The organism is Psychrobacillus soli, assembly GCF_006861775.1.
Lineage (GTDB): Bacteria > Bacillota > Bacilli > Bacillales_A > Planococcaceae > Psychrobacillus > Psychrobacillus soli.
The window spans coordinates 54,609-79,659 of the sequence record NZ_VDGG01000013.1 but is presented as its reverse complement, the minus strand read 5'-3'; the positions used below and the strand labels follow the sequence as shown (position 1 = coordinate 79,659).

20 protein-coding genes are annotated in these 25,051 nt (G+C 36.7%); 16 read left to right on the top strand and 4 right to left on the bottom strand.

Features of this window, described 5'->3' with window-relative positions:
* Positions 1-65: 65 nt before the first annotated feature.
* Positions 66-1,778: a sigma-54 interaction domain-containing protein gene (locus tag FG383_RS07840; protein WP_142606632.1), complete on the bottom strand. Its 1,713-nt coding sequence runs from the start codon at positions 1,776-1,778 to the stop codon at positions 66-68.
* Between the two features lie 351 nt (positions 1,779-2,129).
* Here FG383_RS07840 and hutU point away from each other — a divergent pair, with 351 nt between their 5' ends.
* The 8 genes from hutU to hutH all read left to right on the top strand — a co-directional run bounded on the left by hutU (position 2,130) and on the right by hutH (position 11,722).
* Positions 2,130-3,848: a urocanate hydratase gene (gene hutU / locus FG383_RS07835; RefSeq protein WP_142606630.1), complete on the top strand. Its 1,719-nt coding sequence runs from the start codon at positions 2,130-2,132 to the stop codon at positions 3,846-3,848.
* Between the two features lie 111 nt (positions 3,849-3,959).
* A complete protein-coding gene (locus FG383_RS07830; RefSeq protein ID WP_142606628.1) occupies positions 3,960-4,775 on the top strand; it encodes a basic amino acid ABC transporter substrate-binding protein in 816 nt (271 codons plus the stop codon).
* Positions 4,776-4,846: 71 nt separating this feature from the next.
* Positions 4,847-5,503 (top strand): amino acid ABC transporter permease, encoded by a 657-nt coding sequence (locus FG383_RS07825; protein WP_142606626.1) that lies wholly within the window; start codon positions 4,847-4,849, stop codon positions 5,501-5,503.
* Positions 5,500-6,222, top strand: coding sequence for an amino acid ABC transporter ATP-binding protein (locus FG383_RS07820; RefSeq protein ID WP_142606624.1), 723 nt, complete (start codon positions 5,500-5,502; stop codon positions 6,220-6,222). The genes FG383_RS07825 and FG383_RS07820 overlap by 4 nt, the downstream gene beginning before the upstream one ends.
* Before the next feature lie 80 nt (positions 6,223-6,302).
* Complete coding sequence (locus FG383_RS07815) at positions 6,303-7,652, top strand: YjiH family protein (protein WP_142606622.1); 1,350 nt, start codon at positions 6,303-6,305, stop codon at positions 7,650-7,652.
* A gap of 59 nt (positions 7,653-7,711) precedes the next feature.
* Positions 7,712-8,965, top strand: a complete 1,254-nt coding sequence (hutI, locus tag FG383_RS07810; RefSeq protein ID WP_142606620.1) for an imidazolonepropionase — start codon at positions 7,712-7,714, stop codon at positions 8,963-8,965.
* A 23-nt stretch (positions 8,966-8,988) separates the two neighbouring features.
* A complete protein-coding gene (locus FG383_RS07805; protein ID WP_142606619.1) occupies positions 8,989-10,161 on the top strand; it encodes a M20/M25/M40 family metallo-hydrolase in 1,173 nt (390 codons plus the stop codon).
* 22 nt (positions 10,162-10,183) lie between these two features.
* Positions 10,184-11,722: a histidine ammonia-lyase gene (gene hutH / locus FG383_RS07800; RefSeq protein WP_142606617.1), complete on the top strand. Its 1,539-nt coding sequence runs from the start codon at positions 10,184-10,186 to the stop codon at positions 11,720-11,722.
* A gap of 76 nt (positions 11,723-11,798) precedes the next feature.
* On the opposite strand, the gene rpoN is transcribed toward hutH, so the two are convergent.
* Both rpoN and FG383_RS07790 read right to left on the bottom strand, forming a co-directional pair.
* Positions 11,799-13,097 (bottom strand): RNA polymerase factor sigma-54, encoded by a 1,299-nt coding sequence (gene rpoN, locus FG383_RS07795; protein ID WP_142606615.1) that lies wholly within the window; start codon positions 13,095-13,097, stop codon positions 11,799-11,801.
* Positions 13,098-13,286: 189 nt separating this feature from the next.
* On the bottom strand, positions 13,287-14,432 hold the full coding sequence (locus tag FG383_RS07790) for an MFS transporter (RefSeq protein ID WP_142606614.1): 1,146 nt from the start codon (positions 14,430-14,432) through the stop codon (positions 13,287-13,289).
* A gap of 177 nt (positions 14,433-14,609) precedes the next feature.
* Between FG383_RS07790 and FG383_RS07785 the strand changes: the two genes are divergently transcribed.
* Positions 14,610-14,843 (top strand): hypothetical protein, encoded by a 234-nt coding sequence (locus tag FG383_RS07785; protein ID WP_142606612.1) that lies wholly within the window; start codon positions 14,610-14,612, stop codon positions 14,841-14,843.
* A 127-nt stretch (positions 14,844-14,970) separates the two neighbouring features.
* On the top strand, positions 14,971-16,041 hold the full coding sequence (locus tag FG383_RS07780) for an NAD(P)H-dependent flavin oxidoreductase (RefSeq protein ID WP_142606610.1): 1,071 nt from the start codon (positions 14,971-14,973) through the stop codon (positions 16,039-16,041).
* Positions 16,042-16,246: 205 nt separating this feature from the next.
* Here the strand turns inward: FG383_RS07780 and rnhC are convergent, their stop codons facing one another.
* The gene (gene rnhC, locus FG383_RS07775) at positions 16,247-17,188 is read right to left on the bottom strand and encodes a ribonuclease HIII (protein ID WP_142606608.1); all 942 of its coding nucleotides are present in this window, start codon (positions 17,186-17,188) and stop codon (positions 16,247-16,249) included.
* Positions 17,189-17,266: 78 nt separating this feature from the next.
* Between rnhC and zapA the strand changes: the two genes are divergently transcribed.
* The 6 genes from zapA (at position 17,267) to FG383_RS07745 (ending at position 24,906) form a co-directional block, all read left to right on the top strand.
* The gene (zapA, locus tag FG383_RS07770; RefSeq protein WP_142606606.1) at positions 17,267-17,527 is read left to right on the top strand and encodes a cell division protein ZapA; all 261 of its coding nucleotides are present in this window, start codon (positions 17,267-17,269) and stop codon (positions 17,525-17,527) included.
* A gap of 4 nt (positions 17,528-17,531) precedes the next feature.
* A complete protein-coding gene (locus FG383_RS07765; RefSeq protein WP_142606604.1) occupies positions 17,532-18,074 on the top strand; it encodes a CvpA family protein in 543 nt (180 codons plus the stop codon).
* 114 nt (positions 18,075-18,188) lie between these two features.
* Positions 18,189-19,892: a DNA polymerase/3'-5' exonuclease PolX gene (gene polX / locus FG383_RS07760; protein WP_142606602.1), complete on the top strand. Its 1,704-nt coding sequence runs from the start codon at positions 18,189-18,191 to the stop codon at positions 19,890-19,892.
* A 15-nt stretch (positions 19,893-19,907) separates the two neighbouring features.
* A complete protein-coding gene (locus FG383_RS07755) occupies positions 19,908-22,271 on the top strand; it encodes an endonuclease MutS2 (RefSeq protein ID WP_142606600.1) in 2,364 nt (787 codons plus the stop codon).
* A gap of 68 nt (positions 22,272-22,339) precedes the next feature.
* On the top strand, positions 22,340-22,753 hold the full coding sequence (locus FG383_RS07750) for a DUF350 domain-containing protein (RefSeq protein WP_142606598.1): 414 nt from the start codon (positions 22,340-22,342) through the stop codon (positions 22,751-22,753).
* A 440-nt stretch (positions 22,754-23,193) separates the two neighbouring features.
* Complete coding sequence (locus FG383_RS07745; protein ID WP_142606597.1) at positions 23,194-24,906, top strand: long-chain-fatty-acid--CoA ligase; 1,713 nt, start codon at positions 23,194-23,196, stop codon at positions 24,904-24,906.
* Positions 24,907-25,051 lie beyond the last annotated feature (145 nt).

The window sequence follows — 25,051 nt, the reverse complement described above, 5'->3', positions numbered from 1 at the left end:
CGCAAATAGGACGCTGTTCTGAATTGTTTTTAAATTTCGTCTGACACAGGGAAGCTTTTTAAAATTTAAATTATAGGTTTTTCAATGGCATGTTTTTTTATATGATATTGCAGACTTTGTCGAGTGATGCCTAATTTTTGGGCGGCTTGTGAAACATTCCAGTTTGTAAGTTTCAAGGTTGTTTCTATTAACTGTTTTTCTGTGTTATTGAAGATTTTCTTAAGGGGTCTTTGCATTACGTTTCCTTGTTCGGATGTAGTTGTTTGAAACACTGTAATTATTTTACCGCGCATATAGGATGGTAAATGCTCCATATTAATAGCTTCTGCATTTTCTGGTACACGGATAATGAGGTTTTCGATTAAATGTTCTAGTTCACGTATATTGCCGGGCCAAGGATATTTGAGCAAACTTTTTTGCAACGTCTCTGAAAGCTGTGGAACTTCTTTGGATAACTTTGTTTGATAAGTCATGAGGAAGTAGTTAATAAAAAAATGTACATCTTCTGTCCGTTCCCTTAGAGGTGGGATATAAAGACTAGTGTGAGCAATCCGATAAAACAAGTCGAGTCGCATTTTATTTTCGGCAATAAGTTTTTCTGGATCTTCGTTACAAGCGCTAATGACTGTACACTTTACAGGAGATACTTCATTAGAACCTACTCTTCGTACGAATCGCTCCTGTAATATTCTCATTAGTTTTGACTGCAATGTCATAGGCATGGAGTTAATTTCATCCAAGAACAAGGTGCCATCTTGAGCGTACTCGAATAGCCCAATTTGATCTGTTGCTCCAGTATAAGCGCCTTTGATAGTGCCGAACAATGTACTTTCCAATAAGTTTTCCGGGATTGCAGCACAGTTGATTGCAACGAATGGTTTATTTGCTCTTGGACTATGATTATGCATACTTTGTGCGAATAGCTCTTTTCCTGTACCCGTTTCCCCTACAATTAATGTGTCCGCATTATGTATGGCAACATTTTGGGCCTCTTTAATGAGCTCTAAAAGTGCCAAACTTTTTCCCTTGATATCATTAAAGGTAAAAATTGTTCCGTTCTTTGAGTTGACTTTTTCGTGAGTTGTTACATTTGACTGCCTTCTTAGCTCGATTGTTTGATGAAGCCGATCTTTTAGTTTTGATTCATTGGTACTTAATGAAAAAACAGAGATAGTTTTACCATCTTTTTGAATTGGAAATGTACTATAGTTCACATATTTCGGTATCCCGTTTACTGTAGAATGGGCCCGATACCTTGAGTAAATTGGTTTACCTGTTTTAAACGTATGTCTGTGCTCTGAATACTGTGGATTGTAATTGTAGACGGACCATAAATGTTTACCTATAATATCCTTGCTAGTTAAGCCTTCCATTTTTTCCTGCGCTTGATTATATAAAATAATTTCTCCTTCAGAATTACTCATCATTACTCCCTCATCGAGAGAATCGATTATTTTTTCCAAACAATATAGTCTTTCTGCCGTATCCATCATTTCAGTTCTCAAATCTCTTAAGCATAGGAAAATATAAGAATGATCCTCCGTAAAAACTTTCACTTCTACCGAAAAATGTCTCTCATTAATATCAAGGGGAAATGTTTTGTTATTGATCAATAATCTATTATCACAGGCAATGATATCTGATATTTGAGTGCCTACTGAAACTTCTAAAGGAATATCATCTTTTAAATCATGCCACAGAATTTCATAATTTTCGTTTAAAGCAATGACCCCATCTACAAAACTTCTTATAATCGAACCAAGTGAAGAAACAGCCAAAGTACTTTTACCCCTTTCAACTATAAAGTTATTAATAGTGTATCATAATTCCGATGATTTAGAATAGTCTGCATGCAAAAGTTATCTGCCCCATATAGAAAGCTTTGTTTAATAGAGATATAGGATTTATTTATATGTATTTTAGAAATACATATAAAATATCTGCGCAAATTATTGTTATAAATTCAAGTTTGATATTTTTAATGAAGATAAAAAATAAATAGAATCATTGATTCTACAATGTTATCTAGATAATTAAGAAACTAGTTACTAAAATTAATAACTTTGGCACGGCACTTGCAATATAGAAAAGTGTGAAAACCAATCATATTATTTTAGGGGGAATTATCGATGACAACACCAGAAATTTTATATTCCGTAAAAGCACAAAGAGGACCAGAGTTACGTTGTAAAGGTTGGAGACAAGAATCGATTTTACGAATGTTAGAGAACAATATGGAAAATGCCGAGAAACCGGAAGAGCTTGTAATCTACGGTGGTATCGGAAAAGCCGCTCGTAACTGGGAATCTTACCACGCAATTGTGAAATCTTTAAAAGAATTAGAGGATGATGAAACACTTGTAGTTCAATCTGGAATGCCAGTTGCAATCTTTAAAACCCATAAATATGCGCCAACAGTAGTAATGGCGACAACGAATATTATGAAAGCAGATTGGCCTACGTTCTATGATTTACAAGATAAAAACTTAACTATTTATGCAAACTATACTGCTGCTCCATGGGAGTACATTGGAACGCAAGGTGTTATTCAAGGTACTTTTGAAACCCTTTCTGCCATCGCACGCTTGCATTATAATGACTCGCTTGTTGGAAAGATCCTTTTAACTGCGGGTGCAGGGGGAATGGGCGGAAACCAAACACGCGCGATGACGATGCACGGCGGTGTGGCAATTCTTTGTGACTCAAATGTCGAAATCATTCAACGTCGTATTGAAAAAGGATTCATCGATGAGTTAGCTAATTCGCTAGATGAAGCAATCGCAAAAGCAAAAGAATATGCGGCAGCTGGAAAACCACTTGGTATTGCTGTTGTAGGTAATGCTGCAGACATTTATGAAGAAGTGCTTGAAAAAGGGTGGCTACCTGACATTTCCACATCCATGACACCTGGTCATGACCCTATTTCATATTTACCTGCGGGTTACACAGTGCAAGAAGCAGAAGAGCTTCGTGATACAAATCGTGAATTGTACTTGGAAAAAGCGCGTGAAACAATGGTTCGTGAATTAAAGGCATTAATCAAATTCATGGATTTAGGTGTTCATTCGTTTGAGTACGGCACAAGCCATCGTAAAGAATGTATTGATGCAGGGATGGATGAAAAAGAAGCAAAACGTCTTCCTGGTTTCGTAGCAGAATATATCCGACCACTATTCTGTGAAGGACGCGGACCGTTCCGTTGGGTTTGCTTATCTGGAGATGCGGAAGATTTACGTAAAATTGACGATATGATTTTAGAAAAATTTAGCGATGATAAACTCGTTACACGCTGGATCAAATTAGCGAAAAAGCATATTCCAATTGAAGCATTACCTGCACGTATTTGTTATATGGGATTCGGCCAACGTAAAGCATTTGCACTAGAAGTAAATGACATGATTCGCCGTGGAGAACTATCTGGACCGGTTGCATTCTCTCGTGACAACTTGGACTCTGGATCAATCGTAAACCCAACATTTGAATCAGAGAATATGAAAGATGGTAGTGACTTAATCTCTGATTGGCCAATGTTGAATGGTCTTCTAAACGCAGTTGGTATGTGTGATTTAATCGCTATTCAAGCAAACTATTCAATGGGAGAAGCAGTACACACAGGTGTGACGATGGTGGCAGATGGTACAGCTGAATCTGATATGAGACTTGAAGTAGCAATGACAGTAGATTCTGGAATTGGGGTTGTACGTCATGCGCAAGCGGGGTACGAAACTGCACAAGATGTTGCGAACGGTAAAGGGAAATTAACGAATGAAAGTATTAAAATTCCATTATGGTGGAAACCAGAAGCGACATTTGGACCAAAAGACGTGAAGAAAGAAGTCAATGCGTAAGTAGGTAAAATGGAAAGGTAGAGAACATGCAGATATTATTTTCTCTACCTTTTTTAATGGCTCACAAACAGTATGATGATCGAAAACTATTAAATATAAGGGGACAATTGAATGAAAAAGTTTTCTCTTCTAATCATTGTCATGATCTTCTCTCTAATCCTAGCAGCCTGTGGTTCAGATGGTACTAGCGTTGAAGCCGATGGAGCAAATAACGAAAAGAAAAAACTAAAAATCGCGACAGAAGCAAACTATGCACCATTTGTTTACTTAGATCAAGGGAAAATGAAAGGTTTTGATGTCGACTTTATGAATGCGGTTGCAGCAGAAGCGGGTTACGAAATTGAACTTGTACATGTTGGATGGGATCCATTATTTGTCGAAGTGAAAGATAAGCTTTCAGATTTAGGTATATGTGCAATTACGATAAATGACGAACGTAAACAGACGTATGATTTTTCAGTTCCATACTATTTATCAACAAATGAAATTTTGGTACCAGAAGGTAGTGATATTAAAAGTGCTGCTGATTTAAAGGGCAAAGTTGTAGCAGTACTAGGTGGTACTACAGGTCAGGAAGCGGTTGAGGGTATTCTTGGCAAAAACCATAAAGATATTAAGAAATTCGATAATAATAATCTAGCTATTTTGGAGATGTTGAGTGGCGGAGCAGATGCTGTTGTAGCCGACAATGCAGTTGTTCAAGAATATGCAAAAAACAATCCCGATAAAAAATTATCCATAATTAAAGATGAAGAAGGTTTTGAAAAAGAATTTTATGGGCTAATGTTTCCAAAAGGTAGCGCTCTTAAAGCGGATTTTGATGTAGCTGTTACTGAAGTACTGAAAAATGGTACTTATGCAAAAATTTACGAAGAGTGGTTTGGTGCTGAACCTGATGTAGAAACGATACTAGCAGAACAGGAGTAAGTGAATAAATCAAGTTGCGTAACTCCTAATAAGTAGTTACGCAATTTTGGTTTACATAAGGGGGGAAATCAATGGATTTTAGATTTGATATCTTAGTAGAATATATTCCATTCTTTGTAAAAGGGACATTACTAACAATCGGGTTATCATTGGTTGGGATTTTGATTGGAACAGTACTAGGATTATTAATTGGTTTAGGGAAAATGACGCGAAATAAGCCGATTGCGTTTCTTTGTAGTTGTTATATTACTTTTTTTCGTGGAACCCCACTATACGTGCAATTACTATTAATTCATTTTGGTGTAGTGCCCTTGTTAACTGGAAATACAAATGGGATACTTGCAAGCATTATCGCACTTTCCTTGATTGCTGGTGCGTATATATCAGAAATTTTTAGGGCTGGCATACAGTCCATTGATAAGGGACAAATGGAAGCAGCCCGTTCTTTAGGTATGAATCATGTTCAATCGATGAAAGATGTTATTTTGCCTCAGGCCTTTAAAAGGATGATTCCTCCCCTTGGGAACGAATTCATCGTTCTTATAAAAGAATCTTCACTGGCATCTCTCGTGGCCGCTCCTGAACTTATGTATTATGGGCGGGCATTAGGAAGCCAGTATTTCCGAGTATGGGAACCATATCTCACAGCTGCACTTATCTATTTAGTGTTAACTACCTCTTTAAGCTACTTATTAAATCGTCTTGAAAGAAGGTTAGCGACAGAATGATAGAAGTAAAAAATTTGAAAAAATCATTTGGGAGTAACGAAGTATTAAAGGACATTAACGCATTCATAAATCCAAAAGAAGTAGTAGTAGTTATTGGCCCTTCTGGATCAGGAAAGTCTACTTTCTTACGATGTCTTAATTTACTTGAATCCATTACAGCAGGTCACGTTACGATTGAAGGTGTTGATATTACAGATAAGAAAACAGATATTAATAAAGTAAGAACCGAGGTAGGCATGGTTTTTCAGCAATTTAATTTATTTCCACATAAAACCGTGATTGATAATATTATGCTTGCCCCAATGAGAGTAAGAAAGTTATCTGCGGAAGAGGCTAGAGAAAAAGGTTTAGAGCTTCTTCGAAAAGTGGGATTGAAAGAGAAGGCAGATGCGTACCCAGATTCCTTATCAGGAGGACAAAAGCAACGTGTTGCAATTGCTAGAGCGCTTGCAATGGAGCCAAAAATTATGCTTTTTGATGAACCAACCTCAGCACTTGACCCAGAGATGGTTGGTGAAGTACTAGAAGTTATGAAACAATTAGCACTTGAAGGAATGACGATGGTAGTTGTGACTCATGAAATGGGTTTTGCACGAGAAGTCGGTGATCGTGTTTTGTTTATGGACGGGGGTTACATTGTGGAAGAAAATGAACCAAAACAACTTTTTGAAAACCCGCAACATGATCGAACAAAATCCTTTTTAAGTAAGGTTTTATAGATTTTAAGTTTAACTATTCAAAAACAAGGAAATGCGTACACTCTTTCTAAATTAGCTAATACAATCTATGGGGTGAAAATATGAATAATCTTCAAGATACAATTGATAATTCTCCAATAGCCGCTAGAGAAGATAGAAGTATTTACCAGTTTCGAAATATTTTCAGATTTTTCTTTTTCAGTGCAATTGGTATCTTTATGTTTTTTATTCCTATTGAATTAAACGACAAAAGTTCTATTCCATTAGATCATCTAGTTACGTGGCTTCGATCATTGTCGAGTACTGCGAGTGCATACTATGCGATGATTCTTGTCCTATTAGGAGCGGTTTACCCATTTTACACAAAAACTTGGCGAAAAAGTAAAGTTGAGATGGTGCTATCTGGTTTCAAAGTATTGGGTGCCATTGCAGCATTTTTAGTACTGTTTGAAATCGGTCCAGCATGGTTAATGGCAGAGGATATGGGACCTTATTGGTACTATAGTTTACTTATTCCTATTGGGGTTCTAGTTCCAATTGGAGCGATTTTTCTAGCAATGCTTGTCGGATATGGGTTACTTGAATTTATCGGTATTTTCATGCAACCGATTATGCGGCCAGTTTGGCGAACTCCAGGAAGATCGGCTATTGATGCAGTTGCCTCTTTTGTAGGTAGTTATTCGATAGGTTTATTAATCACAAACCGGATTTATAAAGAAGGAAAGTATACGAAAAGAGAAGCAATCATCATTGCAACAGGATTTTCTACTGTGTCAGCGACATTTATGATTGTCGTAGCTAAGACTCTGGATATAATGCATATTTGGAATTTGTATTTTTGGCTTACTTTTTTAGTTACCTTTGTCGTGACAGCTATTACTGTGAGGATCTGGCCGATTAATAAAATAAGTGATGATTATTATACTGAAGAAGGATTTCCGGAAGAAATTATTAAGGAAAATCGTATAAGGCATGCGTGGGAGCAAGCTATGACTACGGCTCATAATGCACCAAAGTTGAAAGAAAATATATTTGTAAACGTTAAAGATGGATTAGTGATGGCCATGGGTATTTTACCATCCATTATGTCCATTGGGTTATTAGGTTTAATCTTGGCCAATCAGACACCAGTATTTGATTATCTTGGTTATATTTTTTATCCATTAACATGGGTACTTCAAATTCCGGAACCATTTCTCGCGGCAAAAGCTGCGGCTATTAACTTGATAGATATGTTCTTACCGTCGCTAGTAGTGTTGCAAGCAAGTTTAGAAACTAGATTCATTATTGGCTCTCTATCTATTTCAACCATACTCTTCTTTTCAGCGTTGATACCTTGCATTCTTTCTACGGAAATACCGATCAAAATGAGTCATATACTGACAATCTGGTTTATAAGAACGGTGTTGACACTAATTATCGTTACACCACTTACATTTTTGTTCCTTTGAGAGTTAATACGCACTGTTGATCAAATAGGTCACTGAATATTTTTTATGGAGGTATTTGAATGAACACAGAAACGAAAGTTAAAACAAAAGTAGATTTAGTCATTTGTAGCGCAACGGAAGTAATTACCTGCACTGGAAACAGTATGCAAGAAATTGGAGTTATTCAAAATGCTTGGATAGCTATTAAAAAAGACAAAATTGTGGGGGTTGGATCTGAAGAAGAGATAAACAACCAATTTGACATAGACAATTCGGTTAAGATTAATGCTTCTGGAAAAGTTGTTGCACCGGGGTTTGTCGATTGTCATACACATCTTGTTTTTAATGGATCACGAGTGGAAGAATATGCAGCAAAACTAGCAGGGGATATTGCCGAAAACTTAAAAGAACTCGGAATTACAACTGGTCCGAACAGAACGATTGAGCTAACACGTCATGCTTCGGAAGAAGAATTATTTCAACAAGCCAAAAAAAGAATGTTATCAATGTTAGATTATGGAATCACGACTATCGAAAGTAAAAGTGGATATGGTTTGACGACGGAAAGTGAAATTAAAATCCTTGAAGTAGGAAGAAGGCTTAATAAGGAAACACCAGTGGATGTTCTAAATACATTTTTAGGTGCCCATGGTATCCCCGAAGGTATGACAAAAAATGAGTATTTAGAAATCATTATAAATGAAATGATTCCAAAAGTTGGTGAGTTAAAACTTGCGGAATTTTGTGATGCTTGGTGTGATGAAGGATATTTTACAGCAGAAGACTCTAAGAAAATCTTACAAGCAGGATTGCAACATGGTATGAAACCGAAATTACATGCGGATGCATATTCATATATTGGTGGTTCTGATCTAGCGGTGGAGATGAACATGGTTTCAGTAGATCATCTGAATTTTACACCTAAAGATGTGATGGAGAAGCTAGCAAAGTCGGAAGTAACTGGTGTATTAATGCCAGCACTTGATTTTGCAGTTGGACATAAGCAACCCTTTGAAGCAAGAAAAATGCTCGACTTAGGTATGAATATAGCACTCGCAACAGATCTTTGTCCGGCATGTTACACGGAGTCTATGCAGTTTGTTATTAATCTTGCTTGCCGATTGTATAAATTCACAGTAGAAGAAGCGATTAAAGCGGCAACATACGGTGGGGCCCGTGCCCTTAATTTAGATGATCGTGGAGTTATTCAAACTGGTAAACTAGCAGATTTGCAGATTTGGGATATACCCACGTATAAGCATGTTGCATATGAACTAGGGACAAATATAGTAGAAACAGTTATTAAAGATGGAAAAGTTGTAGTTAGAAGGTAAAATCAAAAATAGGAGGAATTCTAATGTCAAAAAATCAATTGTCCACTTCTACTGCTGTGGAACAAGTAAATGAGGAACGTTTACTAAATCTATTTTTGGATCTCGCGAAAATAAATGGACCGAGTATGAAGGAACAACCGGTAGCTGATTATTTAGTAAAGGCTTTAACTGAACTTGGTTTTACACTTGAATTTGATAATGCACATAAAAACTTTAATGGTGAAGTTGGTAATTTGATAGCATGGAAAGAAGGGACAGATTCATCGATACCGCCATTATTTTTCTCCACTCATATGGATACGGTATTACCTACTGAAAAACTACAGCCAGTTATTAAAGATGGTGTCATTTATTCCGATGGCACGACAATATTAGGAGCTGATGACCGGGCAGCTTTGGCGGCTTATTTAGAAGGTGTTCGTGCAATTACTGAAAGTGGTGTTCCACATGGTCCGATTGAGCTAATATTAACGGTAAACGAACAGCCGGGCCTTATTGGAGCTACGTATATGGATTACAGTAAGGCAAAAAGTAAAGTAGGCTATATTTTTGATAGTAGCGGAGATGTAGGGCAAATAATATTAAAAGGCCCTTATAGTAGTCGAATTTGGATGGAAGTTCAAGGAAAAGCAGCACATATCGCGTTGAATGCAGAAGAAGGGAATAGTGCATTTCTTATTGCAGCAGAAGGATTGTTGAACATGAAACTCGGCACGATTGATGAAGAGACACTCGCAAATATAGGGATTTTAGAAGGTGGCGAGTTAACATCAATCATACCTGGTTCAGTAACAGTAGCTGGTGAAGTTCGCAGCTTTTCAAAAGAAAAATTGGAACTACAGTTAAAACATATGGAAGAAGCAATGCAAAAAGCCGCAGAGAATAATGGCGGTACCGTTCATATAAGAATTGAAAAGAAATATAGTGGATTTGATATTCCGAAAGACCATGTATTAACAAAAACCGTTGAATCGGCTTCTCTCAATATAAATGTAAAGCCGTACCTTACAGAAACTCTTGGTGGAGCAGATACAAATGTATTGAATGAAAATGGTTTGACATGTTTAACATTAGGGAATGGTTTCCAAAATATTCATTCGTTTAGAGAATGTATTAGTATAGAAAATTTGATAAACACAGGCAAACTTACAGTAGCGCTAATTGAACAATGGTATGAAACTCATAAACAAGCTTAACGATTAGAAGGAGTGAATATAGATGAAAAATGAAAAAACGATTGAGCTAGAAAGACCGGGAGTAACCACTTTGGTAGAATTAGATGGGAATACGTTAGATAGACATAAAATAGAACAAGTTGTTTATGGAACTGCAAAAGTAGTAGTACCTGAAACAGATTTAATAAGAGTACGTGCAAGTAGAGAACGAATTGAAAAGCAACTTAGAGACGGCAAGGTCATCTACGGAGTAAATACTGGGTTCGGAAAATTAAGTGATATTGAGATTGACAAAGAAGACATTGCCAAGTTGCAATTAAACTTACTTCGAGCTGATGCTGTAGGGGTTGGTGATCCTTTACCAAAAGCGGTTGTAAGGGCGATGATGGTGCTTCGTGCCAATGCACTAGCGAAAGGATTCTCCGGTATTAAAGAAGGTACACTTCAATTATTAGTAGAGATGATTAATAAAGGAGTTCATCCTGTTGTTCCATGTAAAGGATCCGTCGGTGCGAGTGGTGATTTAGCACCTTTATCACATATTGCCATCGTATTAATTGGTGAAGGGAAAGCAGAGTACGAAGGTGAGATACTTTCTGGCGGCGAAGCACTTAAACGCGCTGGGTTAACTCCAGTTTCACTAGAAGCAAAAGAAGGTCTTGCCTTGATCAACGGAACACAGGCAATGTCAGCAGTTGGGGTAGTGTCGCTAAATGAAGCAGAGCGTGTTGGCTTAGCTGCTGATATGGCAGCGTGTTTAACGATGGAAGCGTTACAAGGAATTATTTCAGCCTTTGACAGCGAACTATTGGCTGTGCGTCCGCATCCTGAATTGGAATTCGTGGCTTCAAGAATGAGAGGTTGGTTGGAAGGAAGTAAACGGATTACACACCAAGGAGAAATCCGAATGCAAGATGCCTATTCTATTCGTTGTATACCACAAGTACATGGAGCTTCTTGGCAAGCGTTTAATTATGTTGAAGATAGACTGAAAATTGAAATTAACTCGGCGACAGATAACCCAATTATTTTAGAAAGTGGGGAAATTATTTCTGGTGGACATTTCCATGGTCAACCGATTGCTCTAGCAATGGATTTCTTGAAAGTAGGTGCAGCAGAATGGGCAAATATATCGGAACGTAGAACGGAAAGACTTGTCAATCCACAATTAAGTGGATTATCACCTTTCTTAGCGGTAGACCCGGGCTTAGAATGTGGTTTAATGGTAGCGCAATATGCAGCAGCTGCACTTGTTTCTGAGAACAAAGTACTTGCGCATCCAGCGAGTGTAGACTCAATTCCTACATCTGCAAACCAAGAAGACCATGTTAGTATGGGAACGATTGGATCTCGCCAAGCAAGAGAAATTATTCATAATAGTGCACGGGTAATAGCGATTGAGTTAATATGCGCTTCTCAAGCAATCTACTTGGAAAAGGCTGAAAATCAATTGGCACCAGCAACGAGAGATTATTTGGAAAAAGTAAGGAAAATATGCCCTCCTTTAGAAGGTGACCGAGCAATTTCGGATCAGATGGAGGAACTGGCACAATATATTTTACGATCAGACGATTTGAAATAAACACTAATTTAAAAAGTGTTCACAAATGAAAAGAAAGGACAACGAAGTAAAATCCGTTGTCCTTTCTTTATGAGACTTAAATACTTATCTCTTTTCGCAAACTAGAAGATGGTATATTGAGTTCTTCTCTATACTTACTTATCGTTCGTCTTGAAATGTTAATTCCTTTTTCAGTATTAAAATAATCAGCTATTTTTTGATCGGAAAAAGGTTTCGTTTTGTTTTCACTTTTTATAAAACTGGCTAAAAGTTCTTTTACTTCTGTTTGAGAAATGGAACTTCCGTCTGACGTTTCCAATTTTGATGTAAACAATAACCTTAGATCAAATGAGCCTCGTGGTGTTTGGATTACTTTGTGCATCGTTGCTCGACTTACTGTAGATTCATGCATATCAATTTCAGTGGCCACTTCTTTTAAGGTTAGTGGTTTAAGAGCTGAAAATCCTTCCTTGAAAAAGTCCTTTTGTTTTTCTAGTAATACTTTTACTATTTTTAATATTGTAGAACGTCGCTGCTCAATGCTACTTAACAACCATTTATACTGTGTATACTGATTGTTTATGTATTTAGATGTTTCATCCTTTTCTTTAAGTAATCCCGCATAATCATTATTAAAATGAATTTCAGGTAAGTATCCGTCATTTATATAATAAGAGAGATCACCTTCTTTATATTCTACGATGATATCTGGGTTTAAATACTCCACAGATTCATCGGAAATACCAAAAAATGGTTTCGGGTTAAGTGTTTGAATAAAATCATTTAGTTCCTTTATTTCAACCATTGAAATTTTCATACAACGAGCAATTTCGTTCCATTTTCTATTTGCTAATAAATCTAAGTGATTTTCGATTAAGATTTTGACTAATTTTTCTTCTGGAAATTCATATGTTACTTGTAAAAGTAAGCATTCTCGTAAACTTCTGGCCCCAATTCCGACAGGTCCAATTTGTTGTAGAAGATGAATTCCTTTTTCGATAGCTGCCTCTTCATAATGGTCATAATCTTGTAAACGAAAATAGCCACTGTCGTCTAAATTATAAATAATATAATGAAGAAGTTGCTGATCTTCTTTCAGTTTAAATAGCAACTTGGCTTCTTTAAATAACTTTTCCCTGATACATATTTCCCGACTTCTTACAAAGTCTATAAGTTGATCATTGGAACTAGCAGATGTTGCTTTTCCAGTGGACTTTCCTTCAAATGAAATATCTTTTGAATGTTCTTCTAGTTCAATGAGTGGGTTTTCTAATTCTTTTTCCTTTATATATTCGTAAAGATCATAAGTGGAGTATTGTAATAATTCAATGGCTTGCCTTAATTGAAAAGTCATCGTTAAACTTTGTTCCTGTCTTTGATTGAGAACTAGTTCCATTTTTATCCTCCTCATAAAATCACAAAAATTGAAAGCGTTTTCTGTATTCTTTAATCTATTATACTATGAAATAATTTGATTTACGATTAGAAATAAGAAAATTTTAAATAGTTAGTCATGACTTTTAATAATGTAAAAGGACATAAAAAAGGAACTCGGCAATTTTTTTATGCAGAGTTCCATTTATATTCATATTAACTTTTTATGTTTACGAATAATCAAGAAAATACCGAACAAAACTCCAATAAATGACATAATCGAAATAATGAAGTAAAACGCATGGCCGCCTAGTTCATGGTATATATAACCACCGGCATATGATGCGACAATACCAGACAGTCCAAAGAACAAAAGAGCAAGAACAGTTTGTCCAGTAGCTCTCCATTCTTTCGGCATTATTCGGTATAAATATTGGATTGCAGCAGTATAGAAAATAGGGAATGTAACCATTTGCAATAGTTGAACTACGACCAGCGCAATTGGACTTGTGACAAAAGCAGATGCTATGAAGCGTATGAAGTAGAAAAACGTCGCGATCGTTATCATCTCAAGCTCTTTCCCTTTACGAAGCCACCAAAAACTTAATGCAAAAATAACGATTTCACTAGTGGCAGCTATGAAAAAGGTGATTCCTACTAAAGTAGTGTCTCCTCCAAGTGCTAGCATGTGAATCCCTAAAAATGTATCATTCATACGTGCTGGCACTGAACTAATAAAAATCAATACTAAAAATAAAAGCATTTCTTTATTTTTTAATACTTGTTTCAGTCCAGCCATGGTGATTGGTTTTGATGAAGCTTGTACATTTGGCATAAACCAAATAATGCCGAATGATATAAGCCCCAACATAACAAATAATATAGAGATGCTACCCATCCCGAAATAATCCATAGCAAACCCAGCGATTAATGATAAAACTGCATAGCCGAGTGCCCCATATGTGCGAATGGAACCATAGCTGATGCGCGCCATTTCCGAAACCGTGAAATTCAAGCTCTCCGTAAGCGGGTCAAGTGGCATGAGGAAAAAATAAACGGACAATGCAAAAACAACGAGTAATACATAGCTATTTACGTTAAATAAAAAGTAACCCGAAACTGCAGTGAAGAAAACGAGTAATAGCATAACCTTACGAATGGTTTTCGTCTTATCACTTATTAATCCCCATAATGGTTGGGCAATTAGTGTCACAAAGCCCCCAGTACCAATAATTAGACCTATTTCACTAGTGGATAAACCTTGTTCTCCTAAATATACTGGTAAAAAAGGAATAAAGAGTGCAAGTAAACCGAAAAATAAAAAATTATACCCTTTTAATAATACTTGTACTTTCAAATAAATTCTCCTTACGTAGAACGAAAATAATTCCTTTAATTGTATCTGACTATGGTAGTTAATAAAATATTCAGAAGGGTTATAATAACATATTTGATTAACTTATAGAATAGATAAGAGGAAAAATCCATCGCTATAGAGAAAAATGATAATAAGAAAAAATATGGAGGTCTCCAGATGGGTAATATCGACAAGAGAAAACGTTTGGATGAAAACCCTTTTAGTTATGAAATTACTAAAGATGGTTCAGTTTTCATAGAATTTCACGGAAAACGTGTGAAAATTTTAAAAGGCAAAGAGGCAGAAAAATTTTTAGAAAGAATAGAAGAAGCAGAAGACGAAAAAGAAGAGCAATTAATATTAGCGAAAATCACTGGGAACTTTAAACGTGGAAATGAACGAAGAAAATAGGGGGTGTGGAATAAGAGTGTTTAGGAAGGCAGAAGAGTTTCATCTGCTCCATCTTTCAAAGATTCATAAAGAACTGTTAGAATCTCAACTATAAGATTGAAGGTCAATACTAACAATGGAGGTAAATATGTTAACAAACAATTTGACGAACTTACTACAAATAGATTACCCAATCATCCAAGCGCCAATGGCTGGAGGGATTACAACTTCGGCATTAGTAGCTGCTGTTTCGAATAACGGTGCGCTTGGGATGATTGGAGCAGGCTATTTAAGTCCTACCCAATTGCGCGAACAAATTAGAGAGGTAAAGCAACTCACAGCAAATACCTTCGGGGTTAATTTATTTGTGCCAAGCAAATTTGAAGTAAATGATGAAGATATTGAAAAAGCAACCAACTTATTATATAAATTTCGTTCACCGTTAAAAATAGAAAATGAGAATAATACATTACCTAGTATGGAAAAAGCTGTTCAAGCATACAATGAGCAAATTCAAGTTATTATCGAAGAAAAGGTTCCAATTTGTTCCTTTACTTTCGGTGTACCTTCTATTGAAATAATTTCACAGTTAAAGCAAGATGGGATCATTTTAATCGGAACTGCTACAACGGTTGTAGAGGCAATGGCAATTGAGAAGCTAGGAATGGATGCTGTTGTTGTGCAAGGAAGTGAAGCGGGAGGGCACAGAGGGAACTTTATAAGCAACCATGAGGATAGCTTAATTGGTTTAATGTCGTTAGTTCCCCAAGTTGTGGACCATGTATCTATTCCAGTAATTGCGGCGGGGGGCATAATGGACGGAAGAGGGTTACTTGCTTCTATATCTTTAGGAGCAAAAGCTGTTCAAATGGGTACTGCTTTTTTAACATGTGTAGAAAGTGGAGCACATCCAGTTCACAAAGAAGCAATTCTACATGCGAAAGATGAAGATACCACGTTAACTCGTGCTTTTTCTGGTAAATGGGCGAGGGGAATTCAAAATAAATTTACTATTGAAATGCAAGAGCATGAAGCAGAAATACTTATGTTCCCGGTTCAAAATAGCCTCACTCAAACGATTCGTAAAGCTTCATCTTCACAAAATAATAAAGACTTCATGTCGCTTTGGTCAGGTCAAAGTCCAACTCTTGCTAAAAATGAAACAGTAGAAGCGCTCATACAAAGAGTGATAAATCATGCCGAAAGAAGGACGATTTAAATGGTAATTGAAAACCTAAAGGAAATTTAGTCATTTTCCTTTAGGTTTTTCTAGTCGGTTGCTCTCAGTGGAGAATTGGTTGCTTTAATATTAAAATAGTTGCTTTTAAAGAAGATTTAATTGCTTTCATCACCAAAATGGTTGACCTCGTGGTACATTCAGTTGCTCTTAACCATATATTGAAAAAAAATATCGACTCTACCAGTTAAGACCTTCTCTTATTCGCAAGCTTCATCGCTTTCCCAGTATTCGCGAAATGCCATTTTGTAATGGATTTTAAAAATGCTTCTCCATGCTTTAAATAAATTTTAGCAGCAATTTCATCGACTTTGCTACTCGCCCCTTTCGGAATCGTCGTACCCGCTATTTCAGTCAGACGGTCCATTTCTTTTAAGAATGCATATCTTGCAATAATGGATGCTGCTGCAACAGAAACATGTAGCTGCTCGGCTTTTGTAGAAAACAACACATTTTCACGTATAATTTCTTTTTCGGCTTTAATATGATTATAGTAAATGCCACGCTCTGCAAATTGGTCAATCAATATATAGGCTGGTTTTTCTGGTGCCATTTTTTTCAACACTTGTTTAAGCGCCTGATTATGCATAAGTGCTTTTATTTTCCCTTGGGACCATCCGCGACTTTGTATGTCATTATACTTTTCATTTTTCAATACGAGTACATTATGTTGCAAGGTTGCCATTAAATCGGGAGCCATCTTGCGCATAATATCATCTGTCAGCATTTTGGAATCTTTTACACCAAGTTCTCTCACCAGCTCGACTTGGTCTTGAGGGACGAAGCAAGCGGCTACTGTAATTGGACCAAAATAGTCCCCAGTACCAGTTTCATCCGAACCAATGACCGAAAGAGAAGCAAAGTTCTCTGGCAATGTATCTCCTTTTGTATTTCCACTGACCACTTTTTTCACTTGTTGATTCGATATTCCACCCCATTGTGAAGCTTCTCTTGCTGCTCCATTTCCTTGAAACATCACTTTGCCAGATTTATAGATGGTCACAGCAGTATCTGCTAACTTTGCAGCGAAAACAACTCCAGGAGCAGATCTATCTACTTTATATTTAGCATAATGCGCTTTTACTTTTTCAATTTCATCAGGTTTCATCAATAATACTTCGTTTGACATTCGGTTGTTCCTTCCTTCACATCGTAATCTATTTCGTGTTATTATTGTAATTAGGATTTTTGCGGGGAGGGTATGGCTTTGTCAGAACAGCAAAAAACGAGAATTTCTGTTGATATATATGGGCAAACTTATAATATGGTAGGCTCCGAAACTACTGGTCATATGCGACTTGTAGCGTCCATGGTAGATGACAAAATGCGAGAGATACATGCACATAATAGTCAGCTAGATATTCCAAAACTTGCGGTACTTACTGCTGTGAATGCCGTAAACGATTACATAAAAGTAAAAGAGCAATTAGAAATACTAGAAACAGAATTGAAAAAATTAAAGGACTGAAAAAATGTTTGATATTCTTATATTAATCTTATTAGTAGCCGGTTTGATCACCGGAGCAAAGCGTGGGCTAATTGTCCAACTTATTCATATGACTGGTTTTATCGTCGCGCTTATTGTTGCGTACACTTATTATAAACCACTTGCGGACAAATTTGTTCTATGGATTCCATTTCCAGCGGTAACTGCTAGTTATAAGTTAACAATTGCAGTGGACAATTTGGAATTAGACCAAACTTTTTATCGAGTGATTGCTTTCGTACTTATTTTTATAGCTGTGAAATTCGCCCTTCAGTTGATCGCATCTATGTTTGATTTCTTAAAGTATTTGCCTATACTCGGCTTTGTAAGTAATCTTGTTGGTGCCATATTAGGTTTTATCGAATTTTACTTTATCGTATTTGTTTTACTATACGTATTTGCCCTTTTACCAATCGATTTTATTCAAAATTTAATATCGAATTCCATTTTAACCGGATGGATGTTGGAACATACGCCGATTTTATCGGAACTAGTGAAGAATTGGTGGTATATCTATATAGAAAAGTGACTTCTCTCAGTAGAGGGAAGTTTTTTACTTCACCCGGGTATAGGGATAAACCTCTTTTACATGAAATAAAAAACTTCCGACGGATATCACAGATTTTCAAAAGGAGCTATTGTCATGGATAAAAAAACAATCATTAACACATTAGAAAAAATTGCATTGTATATGGAATTACAAGGGGAAAATCCTTTCAAAGTGTCTGCTTTCCGAAAAGCAGCACAAGTATTAGAACTGGATGCACGAAGCTTAACTGAGATGGATAATATATTGTCGCTAAAAGGAATCGGTGCTGCAACCGGTTCAGTTATTGAAGATTTACTAAATACGGGAGTGTCCTCTCTACTAGTGGAGCTTCAACATACAGTACCTAGTGGCTTGCTTCCAATGTTGAAAATACCAGGTCTAGGCGGCAAAAAAATTGCAAAGTTATACAAAGAATTACAAATCGATTCAATAGATGCGTTAAAATTAGCTTGTGAAGCAGGGCAAATACAAACGTTAGCGGGATTTGCGGCAAAAACGGAACTGAAAATTCTTGCGGAAATTGAAAATTTACAATCTAAACCGGAACGTACAGCAGTTTGGCAGCTGGAACCAATTGTCGATATGATTGAAAGCAAACTTGCTACTATTCCAACGGTTGAAAAATATTCGGTTGCTGGATCATATCGAAGAGTCAAAGAAGCGAGTAAAGATATTGACTTTATCATCGCTACAAAGTCCCCACAAGAAGTCCGAGAAGCACTATTAAACGAACTACCAGTGTTAAAAGTAATTGCTGCAGGAGATACTAAAGTTTCTGTTACACTTGATGGGGAACATGAGATTGACGTCGATTTCCGTTTAGTCGAATTACATCAATATGCATCTGCATTAAATCATTTTACTGGCTCGAAAGATCATAATATAAAGATGCGACAAATTGCAAAAGAGCAAGGAAAGAAAATAAGTGAGTACGGTGTAGAACTAGAAGATGGGTCTATGCAGCATTTTAACTCTGAAGCGGAATTTTATGCTTATTTCGACTTACCATTTATTCCGCCTTCTGTTCGAGAGGATGGCTCGGAGTTTTGGAAATTGGACCAATTGCCATTACTCGTAACGCTAGAGGATATAAAAGGCGATTTCCATATGCACTCTACTTGGTCGGATGGTGCACATTCTATCGAAGAAATGGTGGAAGCTAGTCGTGCTAAAGGATATTCGCATATCGTTATAACAGATCACTCTGACTATTTAAAAGTAGCGAATGGATTGTCAAAAGAACGTTTGTTAAAGCAAATCGAGACAATTCGCGAATTAAATAATCAATACGCAGATATCGAAATTTTCGCAGGAACCGAAATGGATATACTTCCAGATGGATCGCTCGATTTTGATGATGACTTATTAAAGGAAATAGATTTTGTTATTGCTTCTATCCATTCCAGTTTTAGTCAACCCCAAGAAAAAATTATGGAACGATTATATAATGCAGTCAAAAATCCATTTGTCCATATGATTGCGCACCCAACAGGGCGAATTATTGAACAACGAAATGGATATAATCCAGATGTGCCAACATTAATCGAATGGGCAAAAGAATACGGTAAAATGCTTGAATTAAATGCAAACCCATATAGATTGGATTTGCAAACAGAATATTTAAAACTAGCACAAGAAAAAGGCGTACCAATTGCAATCAATACGGATGCCCATCATATCAATCAACTAAAATATATGGATATCGGTGTGCGTTATGCACAAAAAGCATGGCTGCACAAAGAGTCAGTTGTAAACACGTGGACGTTAGAACAGTTTAAACAGTTTGTTAAGAAATAATGAGGAGGTGCCACAGTGATAGCTGAAAGAGCACTGAAAACGTTAGAATATTATAAAATACGAGAAGAAGTGGCGAAATATTGTACTTCTTCTGTTGGGAAAAGCCATATAGACAAACTAGTACCTTCTGTCGATTTTGCAGAAGTCACGAAGCTTTTGGAAGAAATGGATGAGGGGTTGTCAATCCTTCGTTTACGCGGCAATGTACCAATGGGTGGCATTACAGATATTCGCCCCCATGCAAAACGAGCACAAATTGGTGGTATGTTAAGTCCGATCGAATTAATGGAAACGGCAAGTACAATTCGTGCTAGTAAAATTTTGCGTCAATTTTTAGAAAATGTTGCGGAGTCAGAAGATGTAGCAATTCCTCATTTTCTAGCAAAAAAAGAAGCAATGCCGATATTAACGGCGCTTGAACATGAGATAAATGATTGTATCGATGAAAACGGAGCAGTACTAGACAGTGCAAGTAGTACACTACGTTCCATTCGTCAACAATTGCGTATTCAAGTGAGTCGTGTGCGAGAAAAGCTCGAAAGCTATACAAGAGGCGCTAATGCATCTAAAATGCTTTCGGATTCCATTATTACGATTCGGAATGATCGTTATGTAATCCCGGTGAAATCAGAATACCGCAGTCATTATGGTGGAATTATCCACGATCAATCGTCTTCTGGTCAAACTTTATTTATCGAACCGTCAGCAGTCGTACAAATAAATAATGAAATCCGTAGCTTAAAAGTAAAAGAACAAGAAGAAATCGAACGCATTCTGATCAAATTAACAGCAGAAGTAGAACTAGTCGGGCATGACATCTTCCTATTAGTTAATATTTTAGGGGAAATTGACGTTATTTTAGCAAAAGCTAAATATGGACAAGCAGAGAAATGTACGATGCCAATTATTAATAATGACGGGTATATTCGTCTAGTAAAAGCAAGACACCCACTTATCCCGCTAGACACTGCGGTCACGAATACGATCGAATTTGGGAAAGAGATTACGGCTATCGTCATTACAGGTCCGAATACAGGTGGTAAAACGGTAACACTAAAAACGGTGGGACTTTGTACATTAATGGCGCAAAGTGGTATTCCGATTCCGGCATTAGACGGATCGGAAGTAGCACTATTTGAATCGGTATTTGCAGATATTGGAGATGAACAATCGATTGAGCAAAGCTTGAGTACTTTTTCATCCCATATGGTTAATATTGTAGATATTTTGAAAAAATATGATGAAAAATCATTAATCATTTTTGATGAGCTTGGCGCTGGTACCGATCCACAAGAAGGAGCGGCACTTGCTATTTCTATTTTGGATGCAGTGCATGGAACCGGCGCACGAGTGATGGCTACAACCCATTATCCGGAACTCAAAGCATATGGCTATAATCGCCCAGGTGTTGCAAATGCAAGTGTTGAGTTCGATGTCGAAACATTAAGTCCAACTTATAAATTGCTTATAGGAGTTCCTGGACGTAGTAATGCTTTTGAAATTTCCGAGCGCCTTGGTCTACCAGGGTATATTATTTCACAAGCACAAACATACACTGGAGCGGATCGTGGGGAAGTCAATTCAATGATTGCTTCTTTAGAAGCTAGTAGAAGACAAGCCGAAAAAGATGCGGAAGAAACGGAAGAAAAACTAGAAGAAGCGAAACAAGTCAAAGTGGATCTCGAACAAAGACTTGCAGAACTGGAACAAAAGAAAGAGCAATTAGAACAAAAAGCAAAAGATAAAGCAAAAAAAATTATTGAAGACGCTAGACTGGAAGCAGATGAAATCATTAGTGATCTTCGCAAAATGCAAGCAAATACACATAAATTAGTAAAAGACCATGAACTAATCGATGCTAAAAAACGTTTGGATGCAGCTCTTCCAACGAATCCTGTATTAAAAAAACAAAAGAAATTAAACGAGCTTGCAAAAGAGTTGAAAGCTGGGGACGAAGTAAAAGTACTAAGTTTTGGACAAAAAGGGACATTATTAGAGAAACTTTCGAAGTCTGAATGGTCGGTTCAAATTGGTATGTTAAAAATGAAATTGGACGAAGCCGATTTAGAATATATTAAACCAGAGAAACAAAAACAAACCGTTTCGGTCAATGCAGTTCGCGGCAGGGATTCTCATGTGAAGCTAGAACTTGACCTTCGCGGAGAGCGATACGAAGATGCGCTAATTCGAACAGAAAAATATTTAGACGACGCTATCTTAGCAAACTATCCACGCGTTTCTATCATTCACGGAAAAGGAACAGGCGTATTAAGACAAGCGATTCAGCAGTATTTGAAAAACCATTCTCGTGTGAAAAACTTCCGTTTTGGCGAAGCAGGAGAAGGCGGTCACGGTGTTACGGTTGTCGAACTAAAATAGGTAAAAAGAATTTGAAACTTTTTATCTAGTCGCACGTATAGTAAGAAAAATTTAAAGGGGTTTTTAGCATGTTGCTTTCTAGTTTTTGGGCAAACCCACTTGTGGAGTCAGCTGGTTATTTTAGTGTAGTTATATTATGTTTAGTTGTTTCCATGGTTATATTTGAACTTGTCACGAAGTATAAAAACTGGGAAGAAATTAAAAAAGGCAATGTCGCTGTTGCTATGGCCACTGGTGGAAAGATTTTTGGGGTAAGTAATATTTTTAAATATTCCATAGAACATAATAATTCCTTATTCCAAATGATTGGTTGGGGATTATTCGGCTTTACTCTACTCATCATAGCGTATTGGCTATTTGAATTTTTAACGCCAAGTTTTAATGTGGATCAGGAGATAGAAAAAGATAATCGCTCTGTCGGATTTATTTCCCTTATTATTTCCGTGGGCTTATCATTTGTTATAGGTGCAAGTATTTCATAGGAGCGATTGTAATGGAAAAATTGTCAAAAGTTTTAATTGCTGTAGGCATACTTTTTGTCCTTATCGGAATAATATATATAGTTACGATTTAATAGAATGAGTGAACAGCTCATTTTAGAGACTGTTGAGAAAAAGTAAATCACAACAGTCTCTTTTTTTATATTTAACTTCATTCAGCAGAAGTCTGCCACTTCTATAAGTGGTGAGATGAATGCACGCATGCATACAATTGAGCGGGGTCCACAAACCCCTGCTGAATAAAGTTAAGCCTCCGGCGGATGCCACAGATTTTTTAGAGGAATTTATCGAGCGAACTCGATAAAAATCCGGGCGCAAATACGCCAAGGCGCATTAGATTAAATAAATTGAATTGTCATTCATCTTTCTTTATAATGAAAGTGTGAATGTTCTAACTATTATGAAGGTAGGGGGTAAAAAAATTGACAGAAAAAGTTTGGCTTTCTCAATATCCACCTGAAATCCCACATATGCTTTCCTATGAATCTATTCCAGTACAAGAATATTTAACAAGAACATATAACAAGTTCCCAGAAAAAATAGCCATACATTTCATGGGAAGAGATGTAACGTACAAAGAACTCTATGAATCTTCCTTAAAATTCGCTAATTATTTACAAATGGTTGGCGTTCAAAAAGGTGACAGAGTGGCGATCATGCTACCAAACTGTCCACAAGGAGTTATTGGATATTACGGAGCTTTATATGCTGGGGCAATAGTAGTGCAAACAAATCCATTATATACAGAACGAGAAATCTCTTATCAAATGAAAGATTCTGGTGCGAAAGTAATTTTAGCATTAGATATTTTATATCCACGTATTTCTAAAGTAATAAAAGAGACGCAGCTTGAAAATATTATTCTGACGGGCATTAAAGATTATTTACCTTTTCCTAAAAACTTAGTGTATCCTTTCATCCAAAAGAAACAATATGGATTCAGTGTGAAGGTAGAACATCGTGGCATGAATCATTTATTTCCTGAAATTATGAAAGTAGCAAAAGCAAATCCGATAGAAATGCCTTTTGATTTTGAAGAAGATATTGCACTTTTACAATATACAGGCGGAACTACAGGATTTCCAAAAGGGGTTATGCTCACGCATAAAAACTTAATATCGAATGCATCTATGTGCGATGCATGGCTATATAAATGTAAAAAAGGTGAAGAAAGTATACTCGGGATTTTGCCGTTTTTCCATGTGTATGGGATGACAACCGTATTAATACTAGCTGTCATGTTAGGGAATAGAATGATATTATTGCCAAAGTTTGATATAGAAACAGCACTGAAAACGATTGATAAGCAAAAGCCAACACTATTTCCTGGTGCACCAACCATCTACATTGGCATATTAAATCATCCAGATGTAAAAAAATATGATTTGTCTTCTATCGTAGCTTGTTTAAGCGGATCAGCTGCGCTACCTGTAGAAGTGCAGGAAAAGTTTGAACAAGTCACAGGTGGTAGATTAGTAGAAGGGTATGGATTGACGGAAACTTCCCCTGTAGCGCTTGCAAATTTAATCTATAGTGACAACCGTGTGAAGGGATCTGTTGGTATTCCTTGGCCAGATACGGATGCAGCTATTTTTAGTTTGGAGTCAACAACTCCACTTCCTCCGGGGGAGATTGGAGAAATAGTAGTGAAAGGTCCTCAAGTCATGAAAGGCTACTGGAATCGTCCGGAAGAAACAGAAATGACGATGCGTGACGGATGGTTACTTACAGGTGATTTAGGATACATGGATGAAAGCGGTTACTTTTATGTTGTAGACCGGAAAAAAGATATGATTATCGCAGGTGGGTATAATATTTATCCACGAGATGTGGAAGAAGTGCTTTACGAACATCCCGCGATTCAAGAATGTGTCGTAGCGGGAGTCCCAGATGTATATCGTGGAGAAACAGTAAAGGCATATATCGTATTAAAAGAGGGATTTGAAGTGACAGAAGAAGAGTTAAACAAGTTCTGTCGTGAAAATTTAGCTGCTTTTAAAGTACCAAGAATTTATGAATTTAGAAAAGAGCTGCCAAAAACAGCCGTCGGGAAAATTTTAAGAAGAACTTTAATAGAAGAAGAGAAAGAGAAAGAGAAAGAGAAAGAGAAGCTAAAAAAAGTAGCGCAAGGTTAAACTTCCTAGTGTTGTTATGATAGAATTAATTTGTATGTTGACAATACTGAAAATTAAATATAATATAAAAATATGAATGAATAGTCATTCATATTTTTACTTTGTTCAACCATAGTTACAAGCTTAAGTTGAATTAGTAAGGGCC